Raw genomic sequence first — 23713 nt, 5'->3', positions numbered from 1 at the left:
AATGATAAACGACCGCAGGGAAACCCTTGGTGAAAAACTCGACCGGCTCGTCGCGGCGGTGTCGCGGCTGGCGCCGCCGCCGCCGCCCAAGCCCGATTTCGAGGTGGCCGACTGCTTCGTATGGGAAGCCGAAACCGGCGTGCTGGCGCCCGTCGAACGGGTCAACCGGGTCGAGATTGACCTGATCAAGGGCGTCGACCGTGTCCGCGACATCCTTGTCGACAACACAAAGCGTTTCGCCGACGGCTACCCGGCCAACAACGTGCTGTTGTGGGGCGCGCGCGGCATGGGAAAATCATCGCTGGTCAAGGCCGCGCACGCCGCTGTCAACGCGACCCACGCGACCCGGCTGCGCCTGATCGAAATCCATCGCGAGGATATCGACACGCTTCCCGCCCTGCTCGCTTTGCTCAAGGGGGCCTCGCATCGCTTCATCCTGTTTTGCGATGACCTGTCCTTCGACCATGACGACACGTCCTACAAATCCCTGAAGGCCGCGCTCGAAGGCGGCGTCGAGGGCCGACCAGAAAACGTCATCTTCTACGCCACCTCGAACCGCCGACATCTGCTGCCGCGCGACATGATCGAGAACGAGCGCTCCACCGCCATCAACCCCTCGGAGGCGGTCGAGGAAAAAGTGTCGCTGTCGGACCGTTTCGGCCTTTGGCTCGGTTTCCACAAATGCTCCCAGGACGACTATCTCGCCATGGTCGACGGTTATGTCTCCCATTATCACCTGGCGATCGACGCTGAGAGCCTGCGCGCGCAGGCGCTGGAATGGGCGACGACACGCGGTTCGCGCTCGGGCCGCGTCGCCTGGCAGTTCGTGCAGGATCTGGCCGGACGGCTCGGCCACAAGCTCGAATGAGCACGCAGCCGCCAACGAAATCGCCCGTCCCTTGCGGGACGGGCGAAGCTGGCGGGCCCGACTGGAGGCGATGACCCGCTGCCTTCTCTTCGTATGGTGGCCTATTCGAGATAGCCGGTCGGGTTGACGGGCACTGAATCCTTGCGCACCTCGAAGTGGAGTTTCGGCAGATCGGCCGAGCCGCTCATGCCCGAGCGCGCGATCTCCTGGCCGCGCCGCACCTTGTCACCGCGCGCCACCGTCAACTGGCTGGCATGGCCGTAAACGGTGACCAGGCCGTCCTCGTGACGCACCAGGACCGTGTTGCCGAATTCCTTCAGCCCGTCGCCGGCATAGATCACGACGCCGTTTTCGGCTGCCTTGACCGGCGTCCCTTCCGGCACGGCGATGTCGATACCATCATTCGGCTTGGAGCCGGCCTTGCGGCCGTAGCCAGCGATGACCCGGCCGCGCACCGGCCAGCGCATGCGCTCCACGCCGGTCGCTTCCGGCGCGATAGCCGCGCTTTTGGTGACGGTATCGGTGATCGCCTTGTCGGAAGAGGTCCGCGCGGAGTTAGCCGCTTCGGGCGGCGTATAGGCCGTTACCGGGCTTTTCGTCGCGTCCGCGGCGCGCTTTCCGCCTGTGCTGGCGGTCATGACCGGGTCGACGGGCTCGTCCGCCACCACAACCACGGCGCCCGGGGCGGGAATGCGCAATTTCTGACCGATCCGCAAATGGCCGTCCGCCAGGCCGTTGGCCTGTTTCAGGGCCTGGGCGGTGGTGCCGCGCTGGCGCGCGATGCCGTAAAGCGTATCGCCGGCCACGACCGTGTAGAGCCCGGCTTTTGCCGGCGATGGCGTGGCGGATGATTTTTGCGCCGTGACGTCGCTTGTCTCGGCGGCGGCCACGCGTTGTTTCGGCTTCGGCGTCTGCGGCAGGATCGCCACGTTGCGGTCCGGCGACCGGCTCGGCACCGGCACCTTGTCGGCCGGCACGTCGTAGCGCGAGCCGCGCGAGGACTTCGCCGCCATAACCTCGGGATTGGCGTCAGGCGCCGAGATCGGGGCCTTGCGGGAATAGACATAGGTCGGGATCACGACCTTCTGGCCCGCGGACAGATCGTCGGCCGACGCCATGTTGTTGACTTTCATGATCGCCTTGACCGGTACGCCGAAGCGGCGCGAAAGATTGTAGAGCGTCTCGCCTTCACGGACCGTCACCTGGGTTCCGCCGGCACGCGTCCAGCCCTCGCCGCCTTCATCCGCGCCGACCGGCGCCGGTGTGGCCGCCGCTTGGCGCGGCGCGGCGGGGACCGCCATCCGATCGTTTGCAACCGGTTCGGCGCGCGCCACCTCAACCGGCCGTGCGGGCATCGGCTCGCGAGCAGCCGGCGGCAGGGTCTGGCGCTGGACGCCGGCGGTCCCGACCGCGACCGGTTCGACAGCGCGGCGATTGACCGAACCGGTATAGGTCCGGTCGACCGGAGCCGGCCTCGGGCTCACGTCGCCGGGAAAGGGCTGATCGACGGCGGCGCCAAGTATGGCGCGCTGATTGGCCGTGGATGCGGTGAAAATTTCTTCATCGAAGCGCATCGCGCCGGAACTGCATCCGGCCAGAAAGCTGCCGGCCGCCAGAATGGCCGTCATGCGGGCGAAATCGCGCCCGTCTATGCCCAAGACTTTGATACGCATCGCATTACTCGCGAACACCGGTTACGGAACGTCACTCACCCAAAATTAAAGCGCGTTAATCTTACTGTCGCGTTAAGACGGCGCGGCAGACGTCACGATTTCGCGGATTAGGCTTTCGGACCACGCGTCAGAGCGCCGCGGCCACCCCTTCCAAAAGCGGCTGGAAGCGCACGACACCGATATCGGTTCGGTCGAAACGGCTGCCCACTTTTTGCAGATGGACCAGGGCCTGCTCAGCCTCACCCGACCCGATCGGCGCGATCATCAGCCCGTTGGTGGACAATTGATCGACGAAATTGCGCGGCAGCACAGAAAACGCGGCCCAGCACACGATGCGGTCGAACGCGCCCTCGCCGGCGAGCCCGTTGGCCGCATCCGCCTGCCGCACGACGACATTGCCGATGCCGAGCGCGTCGAGGCGGTGGCGGGCTTGGTCGACCAGGGTTTTGTAGTGATCGACGGTGACGACGCGGCCGGCAAGCTGCGCCATCAAGGCTGCGGTGTAGCCAGACCCGGTGCCGATCTCCAGAACGCGGTGCTGCGGCTCAAGGCCGAGCGCATGCACGATCTGCGCCTGCAGGTCGATGCCTTCCAGCGTTTCCCCGCATTCGATCGGGATCATCCGGTCGCACCACACCACCGATTGCCACTGGCCGGACACGAACCCGCGCCGCGGCACCGCTTCGATAGCAGCAATCAGCCGCTTGTCGGCGACGCCCTTGGCACGGGCGCGCAACAAGAAGGCGGCGAAACCCTCGCGATCGTCGGCGGCTCGGGTCATGCGAGCCCCTTCGCCACCCTGTCTTTCAGTTCGTGCGCGGTCAGGTCGAGCTGAAGCGGCGTGACGGAGACGAAATTGTCGCGCATGGCGGCAAGATCGGTGCCCTCGCGCACTTCCGAGGGCTGGCGGCCGAAACGCAGCCAGTAATAGGGAAAATTGCGCCCGTCGCGGCGCTCGTCGATCCACAGGCCGTGCAGAAGCTTGCCTTGTGCCGTGACTTTCGTGCCCCGCACCTGCTCGGGCTCGCAATTGGGAAAGTTGACGTTGAGGAACGCGCCCGCCGGCAGGTCCATCGCGACCAGCTTCTTCAACAGCGCCGGCGCCAGCGTCTCGGCGATATGCCACGGCACGAAGCGCTCTTCGTCGCGGAAACTGTAGGCCTGCGACAGCGCGATCGAGCGTATGCCGACCAGCGTACCTTCCATGGCCCCGGCGACCGTACCTGAATAGGTGACGTCGTCGGCGACATTGCCGCCCGAATTCACGCCCGAAAGCACCAGGTCCGGCGGTTCCGGCATGACTTTGCGCACGCCCATGATGACGCAGTCCGTCGGCGTGCCGCGCAGGGCGAAATGGCGGTCGTCGAGCTTGCGCATCCTCAGCGGCTCGGACAAAGACAGCGAATGGGCAAAACCCGACTGGTCGGTTTCCGGCGCCACCACCCAGACATCGTCGGACAGCGTGCGCGCGATCCGCTCCAGCACCTGCAGCCCCTCGGCGTGGATGCCGTCATCATTGGTCAGAAGAATGCGCATGCTCAGCCGATCCTTTCCAGACCGCCCATATAGGGACGCAAAACTTCAGGAATGGTGACCGAGCCGTCGGCGTTCTGGTAGTTTTCCATCACCGCGATCAGCGCGCGGCCAACCGCCGTGCCCGAGCCGTTGAGCGTGTGCACGAAGCGGGTCTGCTTCTCGCCGTCTGGCCGGTAGCGGGCCTCCATGCGCCGGGCCTGGAAGTCGCCGCACACCGAACAGGACGAAATCTCGCGATACGCGTTCTGGCCCGGCAGCCAGACCTCGATGTCGTAGGTCTTTCTGGCTCCGAACCCCATATCGCCCGAACACAGCACCACGGTGCGGTATGGCAGGTCGAGGCGTTTGAGCACCTCTTCCGCGCAGCCCGTCATGCGCTCGTGTTCATCGAGCGAGGACGTTTCGTCGGTGATCGAGACCAGCTCGACCTTGTAGAACTGGTGCTGGCGCAGCATGCCGCGCGTGTCCTTGCCGGCCGAGCCGGCCTCGGAGCGGAAACACGGCGTCAGCGCGGTGAAGCGCAGCGGCAGCGATTTGGCGTCGAGGATTTCCTCGCGCACCAGATTGGTGAGCGGGACCTCGGCGGTGGGGATCAGCCACAGGCGGGTTGGCGCCTGGCGCGACCGGCGCAGTCGTTCCATCTCGCGATAAAGCTCGATCTGCGGAAAATCGTCGGGCGCCCACGCTTCCGCCAGATTGCCGACCGCCTCACCGTAAAGCGCGCTTTCGTCGAAAGCATCTTCGCCCGCTCGCGAGGTCTGGAAAAGATCGTCGGTGAATTTCGGCAATTGCCCGGTGCCGAACATCGGCCCGTCGCGTACCAGAAGCGGCGGCTGGACTTCCAGATAGCCGTGCTCGGTAGTGTGCAGGTCGAGCATGAACTGGCCAAGCGCGCGCTCGAGCCGGGCAAGCTGGCCCTTGAGCACGGTGAAACGCGCGCCCGACAGCTTCGCCGCCGTCTCGAAATCCATCAGGCCGAGCGCCTCGCCGATCTCGAAATGCTCCTTCGCCGCATTGGCGCGTTTCGGCTCGCCGACGCGGCGGATCTCGACATTGTCGGCCTCGTCGGCGCCGACGGGCACGTCGTCGTGCGGCAGGTTGGGCAGCGCCGCCAGCCGGTCGAACAGCGCCTTGTCGAGTTCGCGCTCCTTTGCCTCGCCGTCCTGGACGAAACGCTTGATCTCGGCGACCTCGGCCTTGAGTTTTTCGGCCAGCGCCAAATCCTTTTGCGCCATCGCCTTGCCGATTTCCCTGGAGGCGGCGTTGCGGCGTTCCTGCCTGGCCTGCAACTCGGTCAGATGGGCGCGCCGCGCCTCGTCCGCGGCCACCACGGCGTCGACCTCGGCGCGCGAAGCCGCCGACGACCAGCCGCGCTTTTCAAGCGCTGCGGCCAAAATGTCGGGGTTGTCGCGAATCCATTTGATGTCGAGCATGGCGAAAATCGGTTCCAAAACGGTTGGTGCTGCCGGAAAGGCAAATAGCGGCCTGCTTCGCGCACCAAAAGCACGCGAAAGACGCCGAACGGGGTAAACCGCAAATCGGAAAGGCGCAAGGCCGCGCCGCGTCGCGGCCGCTTTACGACGGGCGCGTCGCGTCCTCGTCGCCGGCTTCGGACGCAGCGGTCTCTGCCTGGGCCGGATCGGGGTCGTCGCCGTCCGTTTCCGCCTCGTCCCGGGCCGCGCGCTCTTCCGCGCGCTTCTTCTCGACCATCCGCGCGAGCCAGATCGAGACCTCGTAGAGAAGGATGGTCGGCAGCGCCAGGCCGAGCTGGCTGACCGGGTCGGGCGGCGTCAGCACCGCAGCCACGATGAAGGCGATGACGATCGCGTATTTGCGCTTGTCGGCCAGCCCCGCCGAGGTCAAAAGCTCCACCCGCGCCATTAAGGTGGTGACGACGGGAAGCTGGAAGACCAGGCCGAAGGAAAAGATCAGCGTCATGATCAGGCTGAGATATTCCGACACTTTCGGCAACAGCGAGATCTGGATTTCCTGGTCGGGATCCACCTGCTGCATCGACAGGAAGAACCACATCACCATCGGCGTGAAGAAGAAATAGACCAGCGCGCCGCCGATCAGGAACAAAACCGGCGAGGCGATCAAAAACGGCAGGAAGGCGCGGCGCTCGTTGCGATAGAGGCCGGGCGCGACGAATTTGTAGATCTGCGCGGCGATCACCGGAAAGGCGATCACCAGCCCGCCAAACATGGCGAGCTTGATCTGGGTGAAAAAGAATTCCTGCGGCGCGGTGTAGATCAGGTCGACCTTGTCGGCGTCGAGGCCGGCCCAGGCGGTTGCCCACTGAAACGGAATCACCAGCAGGTTGAAAATGTCCTTGGCGAAAAAGAAGCAGGCCAGGAAGGCGACGAAAAAACCGCCGATCGACCACATCAGCCGCGTGCGCAACTCGATCAGATGATCCATCAGCGGAGCCGACGATTTGTCGATGTCGTCGTCGTGAACGTTCACGAGGATGCCCCGGTCTTCTTGGCCGGCGCCTTGCGCTTGACCGATTTGGGTTTGGACGGTGCGGTCGCCGGCTTAGCTTGCCCGACCGCGGTCGCCTTCTTCGCCGACGCGGCGGCCTTGCTGGCCGGCTTGGTCTTGGCCGCGACGGCGGAAGCGGATTTGGCCGTGGTCTTCTTTTTGCCCGGCGCAGCGGCGGCCGGCTTCGCCGCGGCGGCCTTTGGCATCGCAGCCGGCCCTGCCTTCAGCGGCTCGGCCGGTTTGGCGTCCGCGTCCGGCGCCAGGGTCTTGGCCGGTTTCGGCTTCATCAGATCGTCGAGGCCGGCGCGCACGTCGGCGGCCGCCTTTTCCATCGGATTCAGCGCTTTCTTGATCTCAGAGGCTGGATTGAGCTTACGCGCGCTGTCGAAGGTCGACTTGACGTCGTCAAGCTCGGCCTCCTTCAGCGCCTCGTCGAACTGCTTGCGGAAATCGCCCGCCATCGAGCGCATCTTCGACGTCGTACGCCCGAACGCGCGCAGCATTCGCGGCAAGTCTTTCGGCCCCACGACCACGATCAGAACGACCGCGACCACGAGCATTTCCGGCCAACCGATGTCGAACATGTCTCAGCTTCCGGCAGCCTGCGACAGGGGCTCGTGCCCCGTCAGGACTTCGTTGCCTTTTCCTTGGTCGAGGAGGCAGTCGCGCTCTCGTCGTCGCGATGCTCGACGGTCTTGGCGTTGGCCGCCTCGTCCTCGTCCGACATGCCCTTTTTAAAGCTCTTGATACCCTTGGCCATGTCGCCCATCAGCTCCGGAATCTTGCCGCGCCCGAACAGCAGCAGCACGACCACGAGCACGATAAGCCAGTGCCAGATCGAGAAGGTTCCCATTATAAACCCTTTTGTGAACGTGTTTCGTTCCCAGATTTAGGCGTTTTCGGCCCGCCTTTCAAACACAAGCACATCAGACTTTCGCACCGTAAGCCAGATATCGCGTGCGCCGGAAGGCAAAACGCCGCATCGAATGCGTGCCCGAACCGGGGTCTCGGCGCCCGGAACCGCCAGTTCCAGCGCTTCCGCCTCGCCCAGGAAGCGCCGGGATATCACTCTTGCTTCCGTCTCGCCATCCTTTTCGCACGCCTCGATGCCGGAGAGCCGAACGGCAACCGTGACGGCGACGCCATCGCCAGTGCCCGGCGCGGAGAATTGGCCGAGCGGCGTGTCGACCCGGCCGGCGCGCGCGGTCGCCTCGAACAGGTTCAGCTCGGAAAAGAAACCGGCCGCGAAAAGGTCTATCGGGGTCTGGAACAGGGTTTGTGCCGTCCCCATTTGCACCAGTCGCCCGTCTTTCAGCAACGCGATCCGGTCGCCCATGCGCATCGCTTCCTCCGCGTCATGGGTCACCACGATCGCGGTCGCCCGGCTCTGGCGCAGGATCGCCAGCGTTTCGGCACGCACGGCGTCCTTCAGGCGCGAATCGAGCCCGGAAAACGGCTCGTCCAGCAACAACACCGCCGGGCGTGGCGCGAGCGCTCGCGCCAGCGCCACTCGCTGCTGTTCGCCGCCCGACAGGATATGTGGAAAGGAATGGGCGTGGTGCTCAAGGTCGACACGCACCAGCGCCGCCATCGCCTCCCTCTTGGCTTCGCTCGATGACAGCGCGGTCAGACCAAAGCGTACATTGTCGAGGATCGACAGATGTGGGAACAGGGCGAAATCCTGGAACACCAGCCCGATGGAACGCCTTTCCGGCGGCACGAAAACCGACGGCCCGGAAATCTCGCGATCGTTGAGCAGCACGCGCCCGCGCGTCTGCGTCTCGATGCCGGCGGCGATCCTGAGCAACGTCGTCTTGCCCGAACCCGACGGTCCGAGCAGGCAAAGTACCTCGCCCGGCTCGGCGCTCAGCGAGACACCGCGCAGCGTTTCGGCGTGGTTGTCGAAGGAATGCCAAACATTGTCGAAGGACAGGCGCGCTGCGAAGGAAACGCCTGCGGGAAGGCGTCCTGCCCGCTCGCCCGGCTCCCGCCTTGTCTTTTCAGCCTGCACCATTGTGTCCGTCACGGATCCGCGCCGCAACCAGACGCGGCGCTTCCGTCAATCATCCCCGCCGCGGGGTGTCAACAGGCCGAGTTCTTCCAGATCGATGTCGGTCAGCGGGTCTTCGTCCTCGGTAAGTTCATCGGGATCGGACGGCGGCACCGGGACAGAGAAATTGGCCGGCATGCGCGCCGACAACAGGCCCGCGCCCTTCAACTCGTCGATACCCGGCAGGTCGCCCAGCTCGCCGAGCCCGAAATGGTCGAGGAAGCTCAAGGTCGTGCCGTAGGTGACCGGGCGACCGGGCGTGCGCCGTCGGCCGCGCATTTTCACCCAGCCGGTTTCCATCAGCGTGTCGAGCGTGCCCTTGGAGGTTTCCACGCCGCGGATTTCCTCGATCTCGGCCCGCGTGACCGGCTGATGATAGGCAATGATGGCCAGCACCTCGAGCGCGGCGCGCGACAGTTTTTTCTGCTGCACGGCATCGCGGCTCATCAGGAACGACAGATCCCCCGCGGTGCGGAACGCCCACGCATTCTCGATTTTGACCAGATTGACGCCGCGCTTTTCGTAAAACTCCTGCAGCGACGTCATGATGGCGGGAATGTCGGCGCCGTCCGGCATGCGCATGGCGAGCGCTTTTTCGCTCACCGGCTCGGTGGAGGCGAACACGATCGCCTCGGCCATGCGCATGGCTTCGACCAGATGCAGCCGCTCGGCCGGGTTGTCGTTATGGGCGTCGTCGTCGAGGGCGATATCGTCGTCCTGTATGGACAGGATGCCCGCCCGGCTGCTTTCAGACATGGCTTACCTCTTTGGGCGCGGGCTCCGGCGGGCGCGCCCGCATGTAAAGCGGTGCGAATGGCTCGGTCTGGCGAATTTCGATGGCACCTTCGCGCACCATTTCAAGCGACGCCGCGAACGAACTGGCAAGCGCGGTGGCGCGTTCCTCCGGCGCGGTCAGATACTCGATCAGGAACAGGTCGAGCGCGGTCCAATCCTTGATCTTGCCGACGAGCCGCAGCAGCACCGTGCGCGCGTCCTGCAACGACCAGACGGTACGCTTGGCGATCCGCACATTGGTCACCGCCTGGCGTTGGCGCTGGCCGGCATAGGCGGTCAGCAAATCGTAGAGCGAGGCCGAAAACTCTGTCCTGCGTTCCAGGATCACCGCCTCCGGCATGCCGCGGGCCATCACGTCGCGCCCGAGCCGGTTGCGGTTGACCAGACGGGCGCCGGCATCGCGCATCGCCTCCAGACGTTTCAGGCGGAACTGCAGGATCGCGGCCAGTTCCTCACCGCTTTCGCCCTCGTCGCTGTCCTGCTTGGGGATCAGCAGCTTCGACTTCAGGAAGGCGAGCCAAGCGGCCATGACCAGATAGTCGGCGGCGATTTCGAGGCGCAATTTGCGGGCCTCGTCGACGAAAGCCAGGTATTGCTCGGCAAGCGCCAGGATCGAGATGCGGGCGAGATCGACCTTCTGTGTGCGGGCCAGATGCAGGAGCAGGTCGAGCGGGCCTTCGAAACCGGCGACGTCGACGACAAGCGCCGGCCCGGCCGGGTCGCGCGCTTGCTCGCTCTCCGTCCACAGGCGCTCCATCGGCGCCTTGTCCTGGCGTGAACTCTTCTGGGTCGCTCCCAAATCCGTTTCCTACAAAGGGCCGGGGCTCACGCCACCGACCGGGCCAGATCGTCGAATTCCGCCCTGACCCGCTTTTCGTCCTCGTTCGCCGTGCGCGCCCGCAAATCGAGCGTCCGCCGTGCCCGCTCAAGCGCCCGGCCGGCGAGTTCAGGGGTCGCAGCCGCGACCGCGCCCATCTCATCCATGACGCCGTTGCAGTGAAGAACCACATCGCAGCCGGCCGCAAGAATCGCCCGGGCTTTTTGCGAGAAATCCCCAGAAAGCGCCTTCATCGAGACGTCGTCGCTCATCAGCAACCCGTCAAAGCCGATCTCGCCGCGGATAATGTCGCCGATGACACGCGCAGAAGTGGTGGCGGGATTATCCGGATCGATCTGCCGGTAGACGATATGCGCCGTCATCGCCATCGGCAGGTCGCTGAGGGCGGCAAACGGCGCGAAATCAAACGCGCGCAAAACTTCCAGCGACGCATCGACGATCGGCAGCGCCTTGTGGCTGTCGCAGCGCGCCCGGCCATGACCGGGCACATGTTTCATCACCGGCAGCACACCGCCGGCCAAAAGCCCGTCGGCCGCCGCGCGCCCCATCGCCGCGACCACGGCGGGATCCTTGGCGTAGGCGCGCTTGCCGATAACGTCGTCGGCACCGTCCACCGGCACGTCGAGCACCGGAAGGCAGTCGGCGTCGATACCGTGGCGGGCAAGGTCGAAGGCGTGCAGACGCGACATCAGCCAGGCCGCGCGCAGCCCGGCCTCGCGGTCGGCGGCATGGATCGCGCCGAGCGCGCCGGCGGACGGATAGTCAGGCGCCAGCGGCGGACGCAACCGCTGCACCCGGCCGCCCTCCTGGTCGACGAAGACCGGCGCATCCGGCCGTCCGACGCTGGCGCGCAGATCCGAAACCAGACGCAGCACTTGCGGCGTGTCGGCGACATTGCGGGCGAAAAGGATAAAACCCCACGGTTTTTCCCGGCGAAAGAAAGCGTCTTCCTCCGCGCTGAGTTCGGTTCCGGCACAGCCGAGGATCATTGCTTTTGATTCGCTCATCGCATCAGACTAGAGCCGTTCATCCTTAAATGGAATCGTTTGACCGCCGGGATTTCGTGGTCTGGACGGCGGCGCGCGCGGCGCACGGCGTTGAGCCATCCCGGCTTGGACGGCTTTTCCGCCCCAACCCTGTCGAAGCCCTTGCCAGAAACGCCTCGGGCCGCTTCACAGCGGCCCGACTGGTTTAAAAGAACGTTTTTTCGCCAACGGCCGCCATTATTTGGCGACGAAACAGCTCCCGCCGGCGGCCTTGTACTGCTCGCACAGGCTGGTCGCCTCGGCGCGGCTTCCCGCAGGGATGCGCACTCGCCAGAACGTGCCCTTGCCGGCGATGTCGGCCTTGACGATGTTGACGCCGCGCCCCTTCAGGATCGAGCCGTAGCGCCCGGCGAGATTGACGTAGCTTTGCTGCGCGCCTTCCGGCGAAGGTTGCGAGGCGATCTGCATCGACCATTCGCCCGGCTTGGGCGCCTGGGTGTCGAGCGCGGCGACCTGGGTTTCCCGATTGACCTGACGCGTATTGCCGACGATCTCGACCGGCTGGTCGGACGGACGTGTCGGCGCGACCGGGCCGCGATCGGGAACCTTCTGGGTCCCGGACTGCCGTATCGTCGTGGTCTCGACCACGCGTACCGGCGCGCTGTCGGCTTCGGCCGGCGCCGGCGCCGCGGTGTTGTCGGAAGCCTCGGCATTGCCGACGCCATCCTGCGCGACCGGGGCTTCCGGCGCCGGCGCGACCGGTTCGGGTGCGGGCACCGCAGCAACCGGTTCCGGCGCGGGTTTCGGAGGTTCAAGCGGCGCGGGCACCGGTTCAACCTCGGCCGCCGTGGCAACCTCGAGCGGCTCGTCGCGTGGCACCAGCGTGCCGTCCGGCTTGACGATCATGGTGCGCACCCGGCGCGGCGTGACAAGCGCGGGCTCGTCGCCGGCAACGCCCGGCAGGTTCGATGTCTCCGGTGCAATTCTGTCTTCAGATTTGCCCGGTGCAGCGTCCGCCTCGTCGGGCGCGACCGGTGTGACATCGCGTACGACGAGATCGACCGGCTCTTCCGCCGCCGAAAGCAGTTTTTCCTGCGCCGGCGCGCCGGGCTCGTCCCCGCCGGCGACACGCTCGTAGACGATCTTGTCCTCGTTCGGCACGGTCACGCCGCCCGGCGTTTCCGGCCGCACCTTGACCGGTGACGGATCGGCCTTAACCATGGCCGGCGCGGCCTCGGGATCGCCCGATCCCCACGACAGCGCGAAAGCGGAGATACCGCCGACGACGGCAACGCCTGCGACCAGCGCCGCGATCATCAGGCCGCGACGGCCGGAACGCGGCGCCTCCTCGGCCGCGTCCGCGTGCGGCGCCGCGCCATGGAACGCGGATGCGAGCTCCGTCTCGTCGGTCGCATGAACCTGGTAGGCCTCGTCGGGCCACTCGGCCGCCATGGCCTCCTGGCCGGGAGCGTCGTCGAAGCCGTCCTGCCGCCACTGCCCGCCATCATCATAGTCCGGTTCGGCGCCGCCGAAATCGAACGTGTCGTCGATGGCGAGATCGGTTTCGTCGAGCCCGAGCGCAAAATCGTCGTGCGCAGCCTCATCCGCGACCCGCCGTTCCGCGGCAAGCGATGCCGCGTCGGTGGCGCGCGACCAGCCTTGCGGCTCAGACAGGCCGGGTTTGTCGCGATTCAATTCCTCGAAAGCCGAGGCAAATTCCATGTCGAGCTCGTCGGCAAGGTCGAGCCGGGGTTCGTCCTCCTGCACGAGTTCGGGAATACCGGTCTCGTCGGCGATTTCCACGCCGCCTTCCGGCACGTCCATCGTTTCGATCGCGGGCGCTTCCGCGGCGCGGGCGAAGCCGGCGCGCGGCGTCTCGGCTGGCGGTGCCTGATCGGCACGTGCCACATGCGTCGCCGCCTGAACAGGCTGCGGCCGGTTCCAGACAACCGCGTCAAAATCAGCCCGGTCGGATTGCGCCTGTGTCCAATCGGCATCGCCGGTGGCGCGCAAATCGGCAGCGTCCTGGCTCGTGTCGTTGTTCGGCGCGGCCGGTTCGACCGGCATTTGCGCAACCGCATGATCGTCCTGCCAGGCAGACTGCATCACCTCCGGTTCCACCGGCATCTCGACGGGGTTCACGCCATCGAACGCTACAGGCTGTGCGGCCCGATCCGCGCGGGGCGCCGCCTGTTCGAAACCCAGTTCCATATGCGCCAGCACATCATCCTGGACATCATCGAGATCGGAAGGGCCGAAGCGCCTGTCCGCCCAAAGCGGACGCGGGTCGGTTTCGGACGCACCGGGTCCAATCTCCGCCTGCCCGACCGGATCGGGTTCGACCGTCATCGACGCCTCGGCGATCGCTGCGTCGCGATCCCGGATTTCGCCGAAATCCACGTCCGCCCATTCCTGCGTCTCCTCCTGTTCGCCCGGTACCTCGCTGCGGGCGCGCGGTGACGCTTCGGCAATCCGCTCCGGTTCCGGAGCGGCAGGCGGCAGTGCCATCGCCGCAAGTTCGGCGAAGGGGTCGAAGACGGGTTCATTGGTAGCAGGCGCAGTCGGCGCGGCGTCCTGTTCCCGGCCGGCGATCGCCGCATCCGGCTCGCCGCCCCAGCCCACCGGCTCGTCATCGCCCGCGGATCGGGTTATGCCGGCATCGGCGGCCACGTCGGAGGCGGGCTCCTGCAGCCCGTGACGTGGCTGAGCAGTCAAAAAATCGTTCGCTTGACCAGCGGCGCGGACGGGACCGGACGCCGGTTCCGCAGGCGCGGCAGTGAAATTCATATCGACGAACGCGGCCTCGTCGTCGGCCCGGTCGAAATCGGCCGTCGGCGGCGCAATGCCGGCCTGGGCGCGGACGGGACTGTCATAGGCGCGCGCGCCGTAGCCGGTCTGGTCATAAGCGGGCGCGTCCCGGTCTACATCCTCGTGCTCGCCCATATCGCCAACTGACTCCAGCGAGGCCGAAAATTCCGCCGCCAGTTCGTCCTCGAAGGACTGGCCGAGATCCGGCAGGACATGCTCGTCCGGTGCCGGCTCCCTGGGCTGGAGCGGATGCCTCGCGTACGGCTCGACGTCCTGCTCCAACTCCCCCATCAGCTCGCGCTCGAGATCGATGCCGAAATCGTCGTCGACCTCGCCCGCGCCGGTTGCTTGCGGCATACCGCCCATGATCCGGGTCAGTTCCGCCAGGGGATCGTTTTCGGCGAAGTCATCGTCGTGCTTCACCTTCAACTGCTTGAGGTCTGCCATACCCATTTCCGCACTCACACTCACTCGGACGCTGAAAACGCCGCGAGTTTCTGGCCGTTACCAGCCCATTGTGGGCAAAAGGTGACAGATAGTACCGGGTCGCCTAGCGCATTTCTTCCGGCGCGTCGGCTCCCAATAGGCCCAGCCCCGACGTCAAGACATCGGAGACCACCTGCACCAATCCCAGTCTAGCCTGGGTCAAGACTGGGTCATTAACCTTAATAAACCGTAAGTCTTCATTGTCGGTGCCGCGATTCCACAATGCATGAAACTGGCTGGCGAGGTCGTAGAGATAAAATGCGATCCGGTGCGGCTCATGGGCAAGTGCCGCGCCTTCGATCATCCGCGGATATTCGGCCACCTTTTTGACCAACGCGATCTCGGCGTCGTCGGTCAACCGTTCGGACGCCTGCGACAGGGACGCCGGGTCCAACCCGCCGGCGCCGATCTGCTCGGCCGCCTGGCGGAACACCGAATGCGAACGCGCCGAAGCGTACTGGACGTAGAAGACGGGATTGTCCTTCGTCTGTTCGGTCACCTTGGCGAAGTCGAAATCAAGCGGCGCATCGCTCTTGCGATAAAGCATCATGAAGCGGATCGCATCACGGCCGACCTCGTCGACCACTTCGCGCAGGGTGACGAACTCGCCCGAGCGCTTGGACATGCGCACCGGCTCCCCGTCGCGGTAAAGCTTGACCAGTTGGCACAAGAGCACCGTCAAACTGATCCCACCGTCCGAGATCGCCCGGGCCAGAGCCTCCAGACGCTTGACGTAGCCGCCATGGTCGGCGCCGAGCACGAAGATCAATTCTTCGAAGCCACGGGCGTATTTGTCCTTCATGTAGGCCACGTCGGCGGCGAAATAGGTGAAGGCCCCGTCCGACTTCACCAGCGGCCGGTCGATGTCGTCGCCGACTTCGGTCGAGCGGAACAGGGTCTGTTCGCGATCTTCCCAATCCTCCGGCTTCTGCCCCTTGGGCGGCGGCAGCTTGCCCTTATAAACATGGCCCTTCATCGTCAGGTCGGCGATAGCGGTGCGGATGCCGCGCGCGCCGTCGGCGTGCAGGCTGCGTTCGGAAAAGAACACGTCATGGCGGACATTCAGCGCGGCGAGGTCATCGCGGATCATGTCCATCATCGCGTCGATGGTGCGGTCCTTGACCAGGCCGAGCGCCTTGTCTTCGGCCATGCCAAGCAGGGATTGGCCGTATTCTTCGGCCAGCGCCTTGCCGACCGGCTGGAGATAGTCGCCCGGATAGAGACCGGCGGGGATCTCGCCGATCTTTTCGCCGAGCGCCTCGCGGTAGCGCAACAGCACCGAGCGGGCGAGCACGTCGATCTGCGCGCCGGCGTCGTTGATGTAGTATTCCTTCGTGACCTCGAAGCCGGCGAAACCCATCAAATTGGCCAGCGTGTCGCCAACCACCGCGCCCCGGCAATGGCCGACATGCATCGGCCCGGTCGGGTTGGCCGAGACATATTCGACGTTGACCTTGCGCCCCGTCCCGATCGTCGAGCGGCCGTAGTCGCGGCCTGCGGCCAACATCTCGCGCAGCCGTGCCTGCCAGAAGCCGTGAGCGAGCGTCAGGTTGATGAAACCCGGACCAGCCACGTCGACGGCCGCCACTTCCGGCTCGGTGGCGAGTCGTTCGGCGATGCGCCCGGCGAGAGCGCGCGGGTTTTCGCCGACCGCCTTCGACAGCACCATCGCCGCATTGGTGGCGATATCCCCGTGGGCGGCGTCACGCGGCGGCTCGACTGTCAGGCGCGAATAATCCAGCGGACCGCCCGAAACGGGCTGAAGGTCGAGCGAATCGATGGCCTTCGTGATCCGATCGCGGAAATCGGCAAAGATGTTCATGGGTCAGCGTCCGGGTGAAAACAGGGGCCAGCTTGGGCTGGGCGAGGCCCTATCCGATCTCGGGCGTGCGGTCAAACAAGCGCCGATGCTCCTTGATCGCGTAGGTATCTGTCATGCCGGCCAGGAAATCGGCGACATGGCGGGCTTTGACCACCTCGTCGGCACGATCGAGAACGTCGCGCCAGCCCTCCGGCATCGCGGCCGGGTCGGCGAAATAGGTTGCGAACAAGTCGCGCACGATACGTTCGGCGCCGGCACGCACCTCCATCACGTCCGGATGGCGGTAGAGATTGGCGTACAAGAACGCCTTGAGGTCCTTCTCTGCCGCGCGCATCGCCGCCGAAAATCGGATGATCGTCTCACCCGCCGCGCGCACTTCGCCGCTGCTTGCCGGTTTCAGCGCGGCGAGCCGGTCGCGGGCGGTCACGATGACATCCTCGACCATGCGCGTGATCTGGCGGCGCATTAGTTCGTGGCCGGTGCGCACCGGGTCGAGCCCGGGATAAAGCGCGCGCACTTCCGCCAGAATGGCGGCGGTGAAGGGCACCTCCTCCAGCATGTCGAGCGTCAGCAGGCCCGAGCGCAGGCCGTCGTCGATATCGTGCGCGTCATAGGCGATGTCGTCGGCGATCGCGGCGGCCTGCGCCTCGAGCGAGGCATGGGAGGCGAGATCGAGCGGAAACAGCCCGTCGAAATCGCCGATCGTGCGCGGCAGCGGGCCAACGAGCCCCTCGCCTTTGTCGTTGACCAGCGGACCGTTGTGCTTGACCAGCCCTTCAAGCGTCTCCCAGCTCAGGTTGAGGCCGTCGAATTCGGCGTAGCGGCTCTCCAGCCTGGTGACGACGCGCAGCGACTGGGCGTTGTGGTCGAACCCGCCGGCAAACGCCATCATATCGTTGAGCGCGTCCTCGCCGGTATGACCGAAGGGGGTATGGCCGAAATCATGCACCAAGGCGACCGCCTCGGCGAGGTCCTCGTCCAGCAGCAGGGCCCGCGCCAAGCCGCGTGCAATCTGCGCGACCTCGATGGAGTGGGTAAGCCGTGTGCGGTAATGATCGGCCTCGTGCGCGATGAAGACCTGGGTCTTGTGTTTCAGGCGGCGAAAAGCGGTGGAGTGGATGATGCGGTCGCGGTCGCGCTGGAACGGCGTGCGGGTAGGGCTTTCCTGTTCGCGATAAAACCGTCCGCGCGTCGCGGCGGGATCGCAGGCATAGGGGGCGCGCGGCCTGTAGCCGAAGCCGATCTCTGAAAATTGCGATACGCGTTTGGACATGGAACGCTCGGTTGACTTGCGGCCCGGTTGACTTGCGGTATGACGCTTCATACCTATGGTGCGAGTGCGAACACAAGGTGACGCCATGGGCGCGGACGCATTGGCAGGCAAGAAGGGCGTCGAACTGACCGACGCCGCAGCGAAGCGGATCGCCAGGATCATGGCGGCTGAACCCGGCAAAACGGCCCTGCGGGTTGCCGTCGAAGGCGGCGGCTGCTCGGGCTTTTCCTACACGTTCGATTTGGTCGATACGCGCAACGACGACGACGTGGCCATCGAGAAGGATGGCGCGACCGTTCTAATCGACGAGATTTCGCTCGTCTATCTCGGCGGCTCGGTGATCGACTTCGTCGACGACCTGATGGGCCAGTCCTTCCAGATCAAAAACCCCAACGCCGTCGCGTCGTGCGGCTGCGGAACCAGCTTCTCGATCTGAACCGGACCTTCGCGGCCGGCAGGCATTGATTGCGCGCCCGCGCGGGCCAAAACCGCGCTCACCGCCCGCGCCGCTGAAAATCCGGAACCAACGCCAACCTTCCCCGTTCGCCCTGGCAAGGGACGCCAAACAACGGAGAAGGCAAGGTGCTGAAGACAATACTCAAGATCGGAACCCTCGCGACCGGCCTCTTAATGCCGGGGGTGGCGCTCGCGGCCGTCGACGCCATCGTGACGACCGACCTCAATATCCGCACCGGACCGGGTACGGGCTATCAGCGTTTCGACACGGTTCCCGACGGCTCGCGGGTGATCGTTTACGGCTGCGGCCGCGGTTATGACTGGTGCGATATCGGCTGGCGCGGCACGCGCGGGTGGGTTTCGGGAAACTATCTGGCCTATCGCCAGGCTGGCGACCGCCGGCCGATACCGGATGTCGGCGTCTCGATAGACTTGCCGATCATCGGTCTGGAATTCAACACCAATGACCGTCGTGGCCGCGACAGGCCGCGCTATCGCGACGGACCGCGCCATCGCGACGCAGCGCCCGACTGGCGCCGTGATCGCCGTCACGACCGCTCCGATATCCGCCGTGAACGGCGCGACGTGCGCGACGCCCGCAAGGATTTACGTGAGGCGCGCCGCGAATTGCGTGACGCACGCCGGTCGGGCGAAAACATCCGCGACGAGCGTCGCACCGTCCGCGACGCCCGGCGAGAACTGCGCCAGGAACGCCGCGAACTGAGGCGCGAACGGCGCAGGCATTAGGATTGCGCGTCGCGACTCGGGTCGCGTATCACACGGCCCGAGTCGTGTCCTTCCCTGTCAGTCGAGTTCTTCCGGCAACAAAAGGTTAAGCACGACCGCCAGGAAGGCCGACGGCAACAGCCCCGAGGTCAGCAGGATTTGCGCGGTCCTGGGCAGATGCTGCAGCGCTCCCGGCTCGAGCTGCAGCCCGAGCCCGACCGACAGCGACACGGCGAAGATCACCATGTTGCGCCGGTTCCAGTTTACGTCGGACAGCATGTTGATGCCGGCTGCGGCCACCATGCCGAACATGACGATCACGCCGCCGCCGAGCACGGTGATCGGAATCGTGGAGATGATCGCCCCGACCTTGGGGATCAGCCCGCACAGGATCAGGAAGATCGCGCCATAGGTGACGACGTGACGGCTCATCACGCCGGTCATCGAAATCAGCCCGACATTCTGGCTGAAGGAGGTGTTGGGCAAGCCGCCGAAAATGCCCGCGATCGCCGTTCCGAGCCCGTCGGCATAGGTGGCGCCGGAAATTTCGCGGTCGGTCGCCTCGCGGCCGGCACCGCCCTTGGTGATGCCCGACACGTCGCCCACCGTCTCGATTGCCGAGATGACGGCCATGAAGCACATGCCGATGATTGCGGCGGCCGACAGTTCGAAGCCCCATTTGAACGGCATCGGCACGGCGACCCAGCCGGCATTGCCGACATTGCCGAAATTCACCATGCCCATCATCAGCGCCACGACATAACCGGCGATCAGGCCGAGCAGCACCGCCGCGATCGACCACATGCCCTTGGCGAAGAATTTCAGAAGCAGCGTCACCACGATCACCACCAGGGCGACGCTCCAATTGGCCAGGCTGCCATATTCGGGTTTGCCGATCAGCGGCACGCCGCCGGCCGCGTACTGGATGCCGACCTTGATCAGGGCAAGCCCGATCATCAGCACGATCAGCCCGGTCACCAGGGGCGGCAGCGCGAAACGCAACCGGCCGATGAAGGTGCCGAGAAAGAAGTGGAAAATGCCGCCGATCAGGACGCCGCCCATCAGCGCGCCCATCGCCGCGACACCCCCACCGGCCACGACTGGGATCATTACCGGCAGGAAGGCGAAGCTCGTGCCCTGCACGATCGGCAGGCGCCCGCCGACCGGCCCCATGCCGATCGTCTGGAACAAGGTGGCGATGCCGGCAAACAGCATCGACATCTGGATCATGTAGATCAGGTTGGGAAAGTCGGGCGAATTGGAGCCGAAACCGAAGCCCGCCGCCCCCGCGACGATGATCGCCGGCGTCACGTTCGACACGAACATGGCCAGCACGTGCTGGATGCCGAGCGGCACCGCCTGCGCGATCGGCGGCGTGTAATCGGGATCGCGGAGCCGCTGCCTGAGCCCCGCGGGACTTGGCGCCTCGGTGGTCGTCGTGTCAGTCATGATAGCTGTCCCCTCTTCTCAACGCCCGTTTGTTTTGAGATTGTTTTTCGGGCAATGGACGACCATTCCCGACTTCGGCGTCGCTGACCATCAAGTAAAATTTGAAAGATCGGCAATATAACCATGAAAATCGCGACCTGGAACATCAACGGCGTCAAGGCGCGCATCGACAATCTGCTCGTCTGGCTCAAAGACAGCCAGCCCGACATCGCCTGTCTCCAGGAGATCAAATCGGTCGACGAGCTTTTTCCGCGCGCCGATATCGAAGCACTCGGCTACCATGTCGAAACCCATGGCCAGAAAGGCTTCAACGGCGTGGCGATCCTGTCCAAGCTGCGCTTCGACGAGGTCAATCGCGGCCTGCCCGGCGACGATGACGACCAGCAGGCCCGGTTCATCGAAGGGGTGTTTTCGACCGATACGGGCGTGGTGCGTGTGGTGTCGCTTTATCTGCCGAACGGCAATCCGCTCGGTTCGGAAAAGTTTCCCTACAAGCTCGGCTGGATGGAACGGCTGGAAAAATGGGCCCGCGAGCGGCTGGACCTGGAGGAGCCGCTGGTGCTGGCCGGCGACTACAACGTCATCCCGCAGCCCGAGGACGCCAAGAACCCGGACGCCTGGGTCGACGACGCGCTGTTCCAGCCCGAAAGCCGCGGCGCCTTCCGCCGCCTGTGCCATCTGGGTTACACCGACGCGGTGCGCGCCGTCAGCGACGACGTGCTCTACACGTTCTGGGATTATCAGGCCGGCGCCTGGCAAAAGAACAACGGCATTCGTATCGACCATCTGATGCTGTCGCCTGAGGCCGCCGACCGGCTGGCCGGCGCGTCGGTTGAAAAACATCTCCGCGCCTGGGAAAAACCCTCCGATCACGTGCCGGTGGTTATCGAGCTCGCCTGAGGGGAGAGACCGGCGTGACAGGCCGGCCCCCTCGCGTGGCCCAGGCGACACGCCGCCAAGGCGTTCGTGGAACCGTTGCAGGGCGGACAGAACCGACATAGGACCGTAGGCATATTCGACCTGCTGGGATCGTCTTCCGGGCGCCCCTAATTCATCCTCGAAAGAAAAATCCGCAGACCAGCGGCTCCAAAGATCAATGCGAACAGCCCTTCGAACCACTTCCTTGCTCTGACATATGTTTTCATCACCTTCGGCATGGAAAGCAAAAGCGCGTAAGCGTGGAGAATGAGCATGGTCTGCAGGCTCACCGCAACGACCACGACCGCCAACCCCGGTGCAGTGACATCTGCCGGAACTCCTATCGCGTAAAGCGCACCGAAGAACAGAATGGCCTTCGGATTCGTGAGGTGGATCGCCAAACCGGTGAGATATGCGGAGCGCAAGGAGGTCGACGTTCTGCCTCGATATTCGCTTGGCCCCGTGGAAAGGAACGCCCTGAGGGACCGATACGCCAGATAGAGCAAATAGCCCGAACCAACGTATCGGAATATCTCAAAAAACACCTGATTGGCCGCCAAGAGGGTCCCCAGTCCGAGGGCAGCTGAAGTTCCCAGGACGAACGAGCCCGTTGTCATGCCCGACGCAAGCGCCAGACCGCTCCGCCGCCCCGCACGCATCGACGCACCGGCAATCGCCAGGGTGCCTGGACCAGGACTGGCGACGGCGATGAACGCAGCCCCCAAGATCAACCAGAGATTCAGACCGTCCGCCATGTGGTGTTGCCATTCCGATGGTATTCGCCGCCAATGGAAAGCGAATGCCATTGAATAAAGCAAGCGTGATCCGCCACCTATTGCACGGAGACTGTCCCTCCGGACGCCTGCAATCTCTTTGAAAAGTCTCTTTGACGCCGGGAAAACGCCCCCGGGCCGGATGGTGCGGACGGCGGGACTCGAACCCGCATGGCCGAAGCCGAGGGATTTTCATACCAGCTACGGCTTTCGCCGCCGCCCCGCCGGGGCGTTTGTGGTCTGGACTATACCTTCACCCTAGCGTCGCCTTAGGTGCTGCCCGTCTAGTCTCTACACCTTCCCGAATCGTCTGATCGTCGGGCTTGGCTCGGGATCGCCATCTGACAGGGTTCCCCGAATTTGAGCAGTTCTACAGCCGGCGTTTCCCCCGGTGCACTCAGATTGCGTTCAAGTCCCTTGTGTCTACCGATTCCACCACGTCCGCGTGGCCATCCCTGCTAGCAGAACCGGTCACCGGGCTCAATTCTTCACTTACTCACTGCGCCGGCTCCGGCTTCGGCGCATCGTCCGCAGGGGGCTGAACGTCGACATCGGGCACCTCGATCGTGACCTTGTCGGGCACGTCGATACTAGCGGTCGACGATCCCTCGAAAAACCCGCCGGCGAACAGAATTGCAGCGATGACCAGCGCCACCACCACGCCGCCGACGATGAACCAGCCCGCCCCGCTGCTGCCTGTGGTGACGATGGTCGTACGCTCACGAGGTTCCTGTTCCATGGCGGCATCTCTCCTTTTCAATGTGACCTGTGCTGAGGGTTCTCAACCGGTAGCCATGCCGATCACGACGACAAATCCGGCCAGGCCGAAAACCGGGTCGTTCAGCCGCCGCGCTTCCCGGGCACTGTTGTGCATCGTACTGTCCCCCGTATCCGCTTGAACTGCTTGCGAGGAAAACTCGCGATCGCGAAATCGGTTCCCTGTCTGCCCGAAAGCGCGAAATGCGGCATCGAAAACGCGCGTGCCGGAACGCGGAATGAATGCCCGCGCGACCGCGGGAGAGCCCACAGGCTTGTGAGCGTGGGTGATCGACATGACGCGCGCTTTCTGCTTCCATCACATAGCCAATGGAGGGAACTGAATATGGGCATTGAGAGTCTCATCGTCTTCATCATCATCGGCGCCATCGCCGGCTGGCTCGCCGGACTGATCGTCAAAGGCTTCGGCTTCGGCCTGCTTGGAAACATCGTCGTCGGCATCGTCGGCGCCTTCATCGCCGGGTTCCTGTTTCCCGCGATCGGCATCTCGCTGGGCGGCGGCATCCTCGCCGCCATCATCCACGCCACGATCGGCGCGGTGATCCTGCTGGTGATCATCAAATTGGTGAAATCGAGCTAAGGCGTCGCACAGACACCGGAAACGGCCGGTCTCTTCACGAGGCTGGCCGCTTTCTTGTCAAAACCGTCGAAGCCGGGCAGTCAGCGCGTTCCAACGACGTCCTTCGACCGCTCACCTCGCCTTGCGCGCAACAATGGCGCGATCCGCCAGGCGATGAAGGGCGTCAGCGCGAGACTGACGACGACAACCGCCGGAAGCAGATAAGTCGCCCAAGCGCTCAGGGCCGGTACTGACAGCACGGTCACCACGCCAACCCCGAACAAAACCGCATTGACCATCAAGCCGATCATGCCCGCCATATAGGTCCGCGTTCGCATCGAAAGATCCTTCCCTTTGAGGGAACAACGCGGCCGGACAAGCGCCGGTTCCTCCAGCAGGGCAACCCGGCGCGCCGAACAGCGGCCAGCGGCGGGAA

Annotated in this window: 23 protein-coding genes and 2 pseudogenes; 5 read left to right on the top strand and 20 right to left on the bottom strand. The window is 64.8% G+C overall.

Going from position 1 to position 23713, the window contains the following annotated elements; translation table 11 throughout:
- Window position 1: 1 nt before the first annotated feature.
- On the top strand, window positions 2-868 hold the full coding sequence (locus tag GN330_RS09985; protein WP_156712519.1) for an ATP-binding protein: 867 nt from the start codon (window positions 2-4) through the stop codon (window positions 866-868).
- 101 nt (window positions 869-969) lie between these two features.
- Here the strand turns inward: GN330_RS09985 and GN330_RS09980 are convergent, their stop codons facing one another.
- From GN330_RS09980 to GN330_RS09915, 15 genes and pseudogenes are all read right to left on the bottom strand, one after another.
- Window positions 970-2541 carry a LysM peptidoglycan-binding domain-containing protein gene (locus tag GN330_RS09980; protein ID WP_156712518.1) on the bottom strand — a complete coding sequence of 524 codons (1572 nt, stop codon included), beginning with the start codon at window positions 2539-2541 and terminating at the stop codon, window positions 970-972.
- Window positions 2542-2668: 127 nt separating this feature from the next.
- Entirely contained in the window at window positions 2669-3322 is a 654-nt protein-coding gene (locus tag GN330_RS09975) for a protein-L-isoaspartate(D-aspartate) O-methyltransferase (RefSeq protein ID WP_156712517.1), read from the bottom strand.
- Window positions 3319-4077: a 5'/3'-nucleotidase SurE gene (surE, locus tag GN330_RS09970; protein ID WP_156712516.1), complete on the bottom strand. Its 759-nt coding sequence runs from the start codon at window positions 4075-4077 to the stop codon at window positions 3319-3321. The genes GN330_RS09975 and surE overlap by 4 nt, the downstream gene beginning before the upstream one ends.
- 2 nt (window positions 4078-4079) lie before the next feature.
- Window positions 4080-4679: pseudogene (gene serS / locus GN330_RS24270) on the bottom strand (serine--tRNA ligase); the annotation flags it as partial.
- A gap of 144 nt (window positions 4680-4823) precedes the next feature.
- Window positions 4824-5510, bottom strand: a pseudogene (locus GN330_RS24265) (serine--tRNA ligase); the annotation flags it as partial.
- A gap of 142 nt (window positions 5511-5652) precedes the next feature.
- Window positions 5653-6498, bottom strand: a complete 846-nt coding sequence (tatC, locus tag GN330_RS09960; RefSeq protein ID WP_156712907.1) for a twin-arginine translocase subunit TatC — start codon at window positions 6496-6498, stop codon at window positions 5653-5655.
- 41 nt (window positions 6499-6539) lie between these two features.
- Window positions 6540-7145, bottom strand: a complete 606-nt coding sequence (gene tatB / locus GN330_RS09955; RefSeq protein WP_156712514.1) for a Sec-independent protein translocase protein TatB — start codon at window positions 7143-7145, stop codon at window positions 6540-6542.
- Between the two features lie 41 nt (window positions 7146-7186).
- Window positions 7187-7414 (bottom strand): twin-arginine translocase TatA/TatE family subunit, encoded by a 228-nt coding sequence (locus GN330_RS09950; RefSeq protein ID WP_156712513.1) that lies wholly within the window; start codon window positions 7412-7414, stop codon window positions 7187-7189.
- A 36-nt stretch (window positions 7415-7450) separates the two neighbouring features.
- The gene (locus GN330_RS09945) at window positions 7451-8575 is read right to left on the bottom strand and encodes an ABC transporter ATP-binding protein (RefSeq protein ID WP_156712906.1); all 1125 of its coding nucleotides are present in this window, start codon (window positions 8573-8575) and stop codon (window positions 7451-7453) included.
- Window positions 8576-8620: 45 nt separating this feature from the next.
- Window positions 8621-9367 carry an SMC-Scp complex subunit ScpB gene (gene scpB, locus GN330_RS09940; protein ID WP_156712512.1) on the bottom strand — a complete coding sequence of 249 codons (747 nt, stop codon included), beginning with the start codon at window positions 9365-9367 and terminating at the stop codon, window positions 8621-8623.
- On the bottom strand, window positions 9360-10163 hold the full coding sequence (locus GN330_RS09935; RefSeq protein ID WP_156712905.1) for a segregation and condensation protein A: 804 nt from the start codon (window positions 10161-10163) through the stop codon (window positions 9360-9362). Before GN330_RS09935 ends, scpB begins: the two co-directional genes overlap by 8 nt.
- A gap of 68 nt (window positions 10164-10231) precedes the next feature.
- Window positions 10232-11251, bottom strand: coding sequence for a beta-N-acetylhexosaminidase (gene nagZ, locus GN330_RS09930; protein WP_156712511.1), 1020 nt, complete (start codon window positions 11249-11251; stop codon window positions 10232-10234).
- 216 nt (window positions 11252-11467) lie between these two features.
- A complete protein-coding gene (locus GN330_RS09925) occupies window positions 11468-14485 on the bottom strand; it encodes an SPOR domain-containing protein (protein WP_156712510.1) in 3018 nt (1005 codons plus the stop codon).
- A gap of 103 nt (window positions 14486-14588) precedes the next feature.
- Complete coding sequence (gene argS, locus GN330_RS09920) at window positions 14589-16346, bottom strand: arginine--tRNA ligase (protein ID WP_156712509.1); 1758 nt, start codon at window positions 16344-16346, stop codon at window positions 14589-14591.
- Between the two features lie 49 nt (window positions 16347-16395).
- Window positions 16396-17619 (bottom strand): deoxyguanosinetriphosphate triphosphohydrolase, encoded by a 1224-nt coding sequence (locus GN330_RS09915; RefSeq protein WP_156712508.1) that lies wholly within the window; start codon window positions 17617-17619, stop codon window positions 16396-16398.
- Between the two features lie 85 nt (window positions 17620-17704).
- Between GN330_RS09915 and erpA the strand changes: the two genes are divergently transcribed.
- Window positions 17705-18055: an iron-sulfur cluster insertion protein ErpA gene (gene erpA / locus GN330_RS09910; protein ID WP_156712507.1), complete on the top strand. Its 351-nt coding sequence runs from the start codon at window positions 17705-17707 to the stop codon at window positions 18053-18055.
- 146 nt (window positions 18056-18201) lie between these two features.
- Window positions 18202-18822 (top strand): SH3 domain-containing protein, encoded by a 621-nt coding sequence (locus GN330_RS09905; RefSeq protein WP_156712506.1) that lies wholly within the window; start codon window positions 18202-18204, stop codon window positions 18820-18822.
- 57 nt (window positions 18823-18879) lie between these two features.
- On the opposite strand, the gene GN330_RS09900 is transcribed toward GN330_RS09905, so the two are convergent.
- Window positions 18880-20250, bottom strand: coding sequence for a uracil-xanthine permease family protein (locus GN330_RS09900; protein WP_156712505.1), 1371 nt, complete (start codon window positions 20248-20250; stop codon window positions 18880-18882).
- Between the two features lie 123 nt (window positions 20251-20373).
- Here GN330_RS09900 and xth point away from each other — a divergent pair, with 123 nt between their 5' ends.
- Window positions 20374-21150, top strand: coding sequence for an exodeoxyribonuclease III (xth, locus tag GN330_RS09895; protein ID WP_156712504.1), 777 nt, complete (start codon window positions 20374-20376; stop codon window positions 21148-21150).
- A gap of 146 nt (window positions 21151-21296) precedes the next feature.
- Here xth and GN330_RS09890 read toward each other — a convergent pair whose 3' ends face one another.
- From GN330_RS09890 to GN330_RS09880, 3 genes are all read right to left on the bottom strand, one after another.
- Window positions 21297-21923, bottom strand: a complete 627-nt coding sequence (locus GN330_RS09890; protein WP_156712503.1) for a LysE family translocator — start codon at window positions 21921-21923, stop codon at window positions 21297-21299.
- A 514-nt stretch (window positions 21924-22437) separates the two neighbouring features.
- Window positions 22438-22680 (bottom strand): hypothetical protein, encoded by a 243-nt coding sequence (locus GN330_RS09885; RefSeq protein WP_156712502.1) that lies wholly within the window; start codon window positions 22678-22680, stop codon window positions 22438-22440.
- 42 nt (window positions 22681-22722) lie between these two features.
- Complete coding sequence (locus GN330_RS09880) at window positions 22723-22995, bottom strand: hypothetical protein (protein ID WP_156712501.1); 273 nt, start codon at window positions 22993-22995, stop codon at window positions 22723-22725.
- Between the two features lie 48 nt (window positions 22996-23043).
- Here GN330_RS09880 and GN330_RS09875 point away from each other — a divergent pair, with 48 nt between their 5' ends.
- Window positions 23044-23298 carry a GlsB/YeaQ/YmgE family stress response membrane protein gene (locus GN330_RS09875; protein WP_156712500.1) on the top strand — a complete coding sequence of 85 codons (255 nt, stop codon included), beginning with the start codon at window positions 23044-23046 and terminating at the stop codon, window positions 23296-23298.
- An 80-nt stretch (window positions 23299-23378) separates the two neighbouring features.
- Here the strand turns inward: GN330_RS09875 and GN330_RS09870 are convergent, their stop codons facing one another.
- Window positions 23379-23615 (bottom strand): hypothetical protein, encoded by a 237-nt coding sequence (locus GN330_RS09870; RefSeq protein WP_156712499.1) that lies wholly within the window; start codon window positions 23613-23615, stop codon window positions 23379-23381.
- Between the last annotated feature and the right edge of the window lie 98 nt (window positions 23616-23713).

The organism is Nitratireductor arenosus (genome assembly GCF_009742725.1).
In the GTDB taxonomy this organism is placed as follows: domain Bacteria; phylum Pseudomonadota; class Alphaproteobacteria; order Rhizobiales; family Rhizobiaceae; genus Mangrovimarina; species Mangrovimarina arenosa.
The sequence above is the reverse complement of the archived record's forward strand: the minus strand, read 5'-3'. Positions and strand labels throughout refer to the sequence as shown.

Bases quoted from the DNA above. Each gene is read 5' to 3' on its own strand.
- GN330_RS09985 (WP_156712519.1), top strand. From the start codon at position 2: ATGATAAACGACCGCAGGGAAACCCTTGGTGAAAAACTCGACCGGCTC.
- GN330_RS09980 (WP_156712518.1), bottom strand. From the start codon at position 2,541: ATGCGTATCAAAGTCTTGGGCATAGACGGGCGCGATTTCGCCCGCATG.
- GN330_RS09975 (WP_156712517.1), bottom strand. From the start codon at position 3,322: ATGACCCGAGCCGCCGACGATCGCGAGGGTTTCGCCGCCTTCTTGTTG.
- surE (WP_156712516.1), bottom strand. From the start codon at position 4,077: ATGCGCATTCTTCTGACCAATGATGACGGCATCCACGCCGAGGGGCTG.
- tatC (WP_156712907.1), bottom strand. From the start codon at position 6,498: ATGGATCATCTGATCGAGTTGCGCACGCGGCTGATGTGGTCGATCGGC.
- tatB (WP_156712514.1), bottom strand. From the start codon at position 7,145: ATGTTCGACATCGGTTGGCCGGAAATGCTCGTGGTCGCGGTCGTTCTG.
- GN330_RS09950 (WP_156712513.1), bottom strand. From the start codon at position 7,414: ATGGGAACCTTCTCGATCTGGCACTGGCTTATCGTGCTCGTGGTCGTG.
- GN330_RS09945 (WP_156712906.1), bottom strand. From the start codon at position 8,575: ATGGTGCAGGCTGAAAAGACAAGGCGGGAGCCGGGCGAGCGGGCAGGA.
- scpB (WP_156712512.1), bottom strand. From the start codon at position 9,367: ATGTCTGAAAGCAGCCGGGCGGGCATCCTGTCCATACAGGACGACGAT.
- GN330_RS09935 (WP_156712905.1), bottom strand. From the start codon at position 10,163: ATGGAGCGCCTGTGGACGGAGAGCGAGCAAGCGCGCGACCCGGCCGGG.
- nagZ (WP_156712511.1), bottom strand. From the start codon at position 11,251: ATGAGCGAATCAAAAGCAATGATCCTCGGCTGTGCCGGAACCGAACTC.
- GN330_RS09925 (WP_156712510.1), bottom strand. From the start codon at position 14,485: ATGGCAGACCTCAAGCAGTTGAAGGTGAAGCACGACGATGACTTCGCC.
- argS (WP_156712509.1), bottom strand. From the start codon at position 16,346: ATGAACATCTTTGCCGATTTCCGCGATCGGATCACGAAGGCCATCGAT.
- GN330_RS09915 (WP_156712508.1), bottom strand. From the start codon at position 17,619: ATGTCCAAACGCGTATCGCAATTTTCAGAGATCGGCTTCGGCTACAGG.
- erpA (WP_156712507.1), top strand. From the start codon at position 17,705: ATGGGCGCGGACGCATTGGCAGGCAAGAAGGGCGTCGAACTGACCGAC.
- GN330_RS09900 (WP_156712505.1), bottom strand. From the start codon at position 20,250: ATGACTGACACGACGACCACCGAGGCGCCAAGTCCCGCGGGGCTCAGG.
- xth (WP_156712504.1), top strand. From the start codon at position 20,374: ATGAAAATCGCGACCTGGAACATCAACGGCGTCAAGGCGCGCATCGAC.
- GN330_RS09890 (WP_156712503.1), bottom strand. From the start codon at position 21,923: ATGGCGGACGGTCTGAATCTCTGGTTGATCTTGGGGGCTGCGTTCATC.
- GN330_RS09885 (WP_156712502.1), bottom strand. From the start codon at position 22,680: ATGGAACAGGAACCTCGTGAGCGTACGACCATCGTCACCACAGGCAGC.
- GN330_RS09880 (WP_156712501.1), bottom strand. From the start codon at position 22,995: ATGTCGATCACCCACGCTCACAAGCCTGTGGGCTCTCCCGCGGTCGCG.
- GN330_RS09875 (WP_156712500.1), top strand. From the start codon at position 23,044: ATGGGCATTGAGAGTCTCATCGTCTTCATCATCATCGGCGCCATCGCC.
- GN330_RS09870 (WP_156712499.1), bottom strand. From the start codon at position 23,615: ATGCGAACGCGGACCTATATGGCGGGCATGATCGGCTTGATGGTCAAT.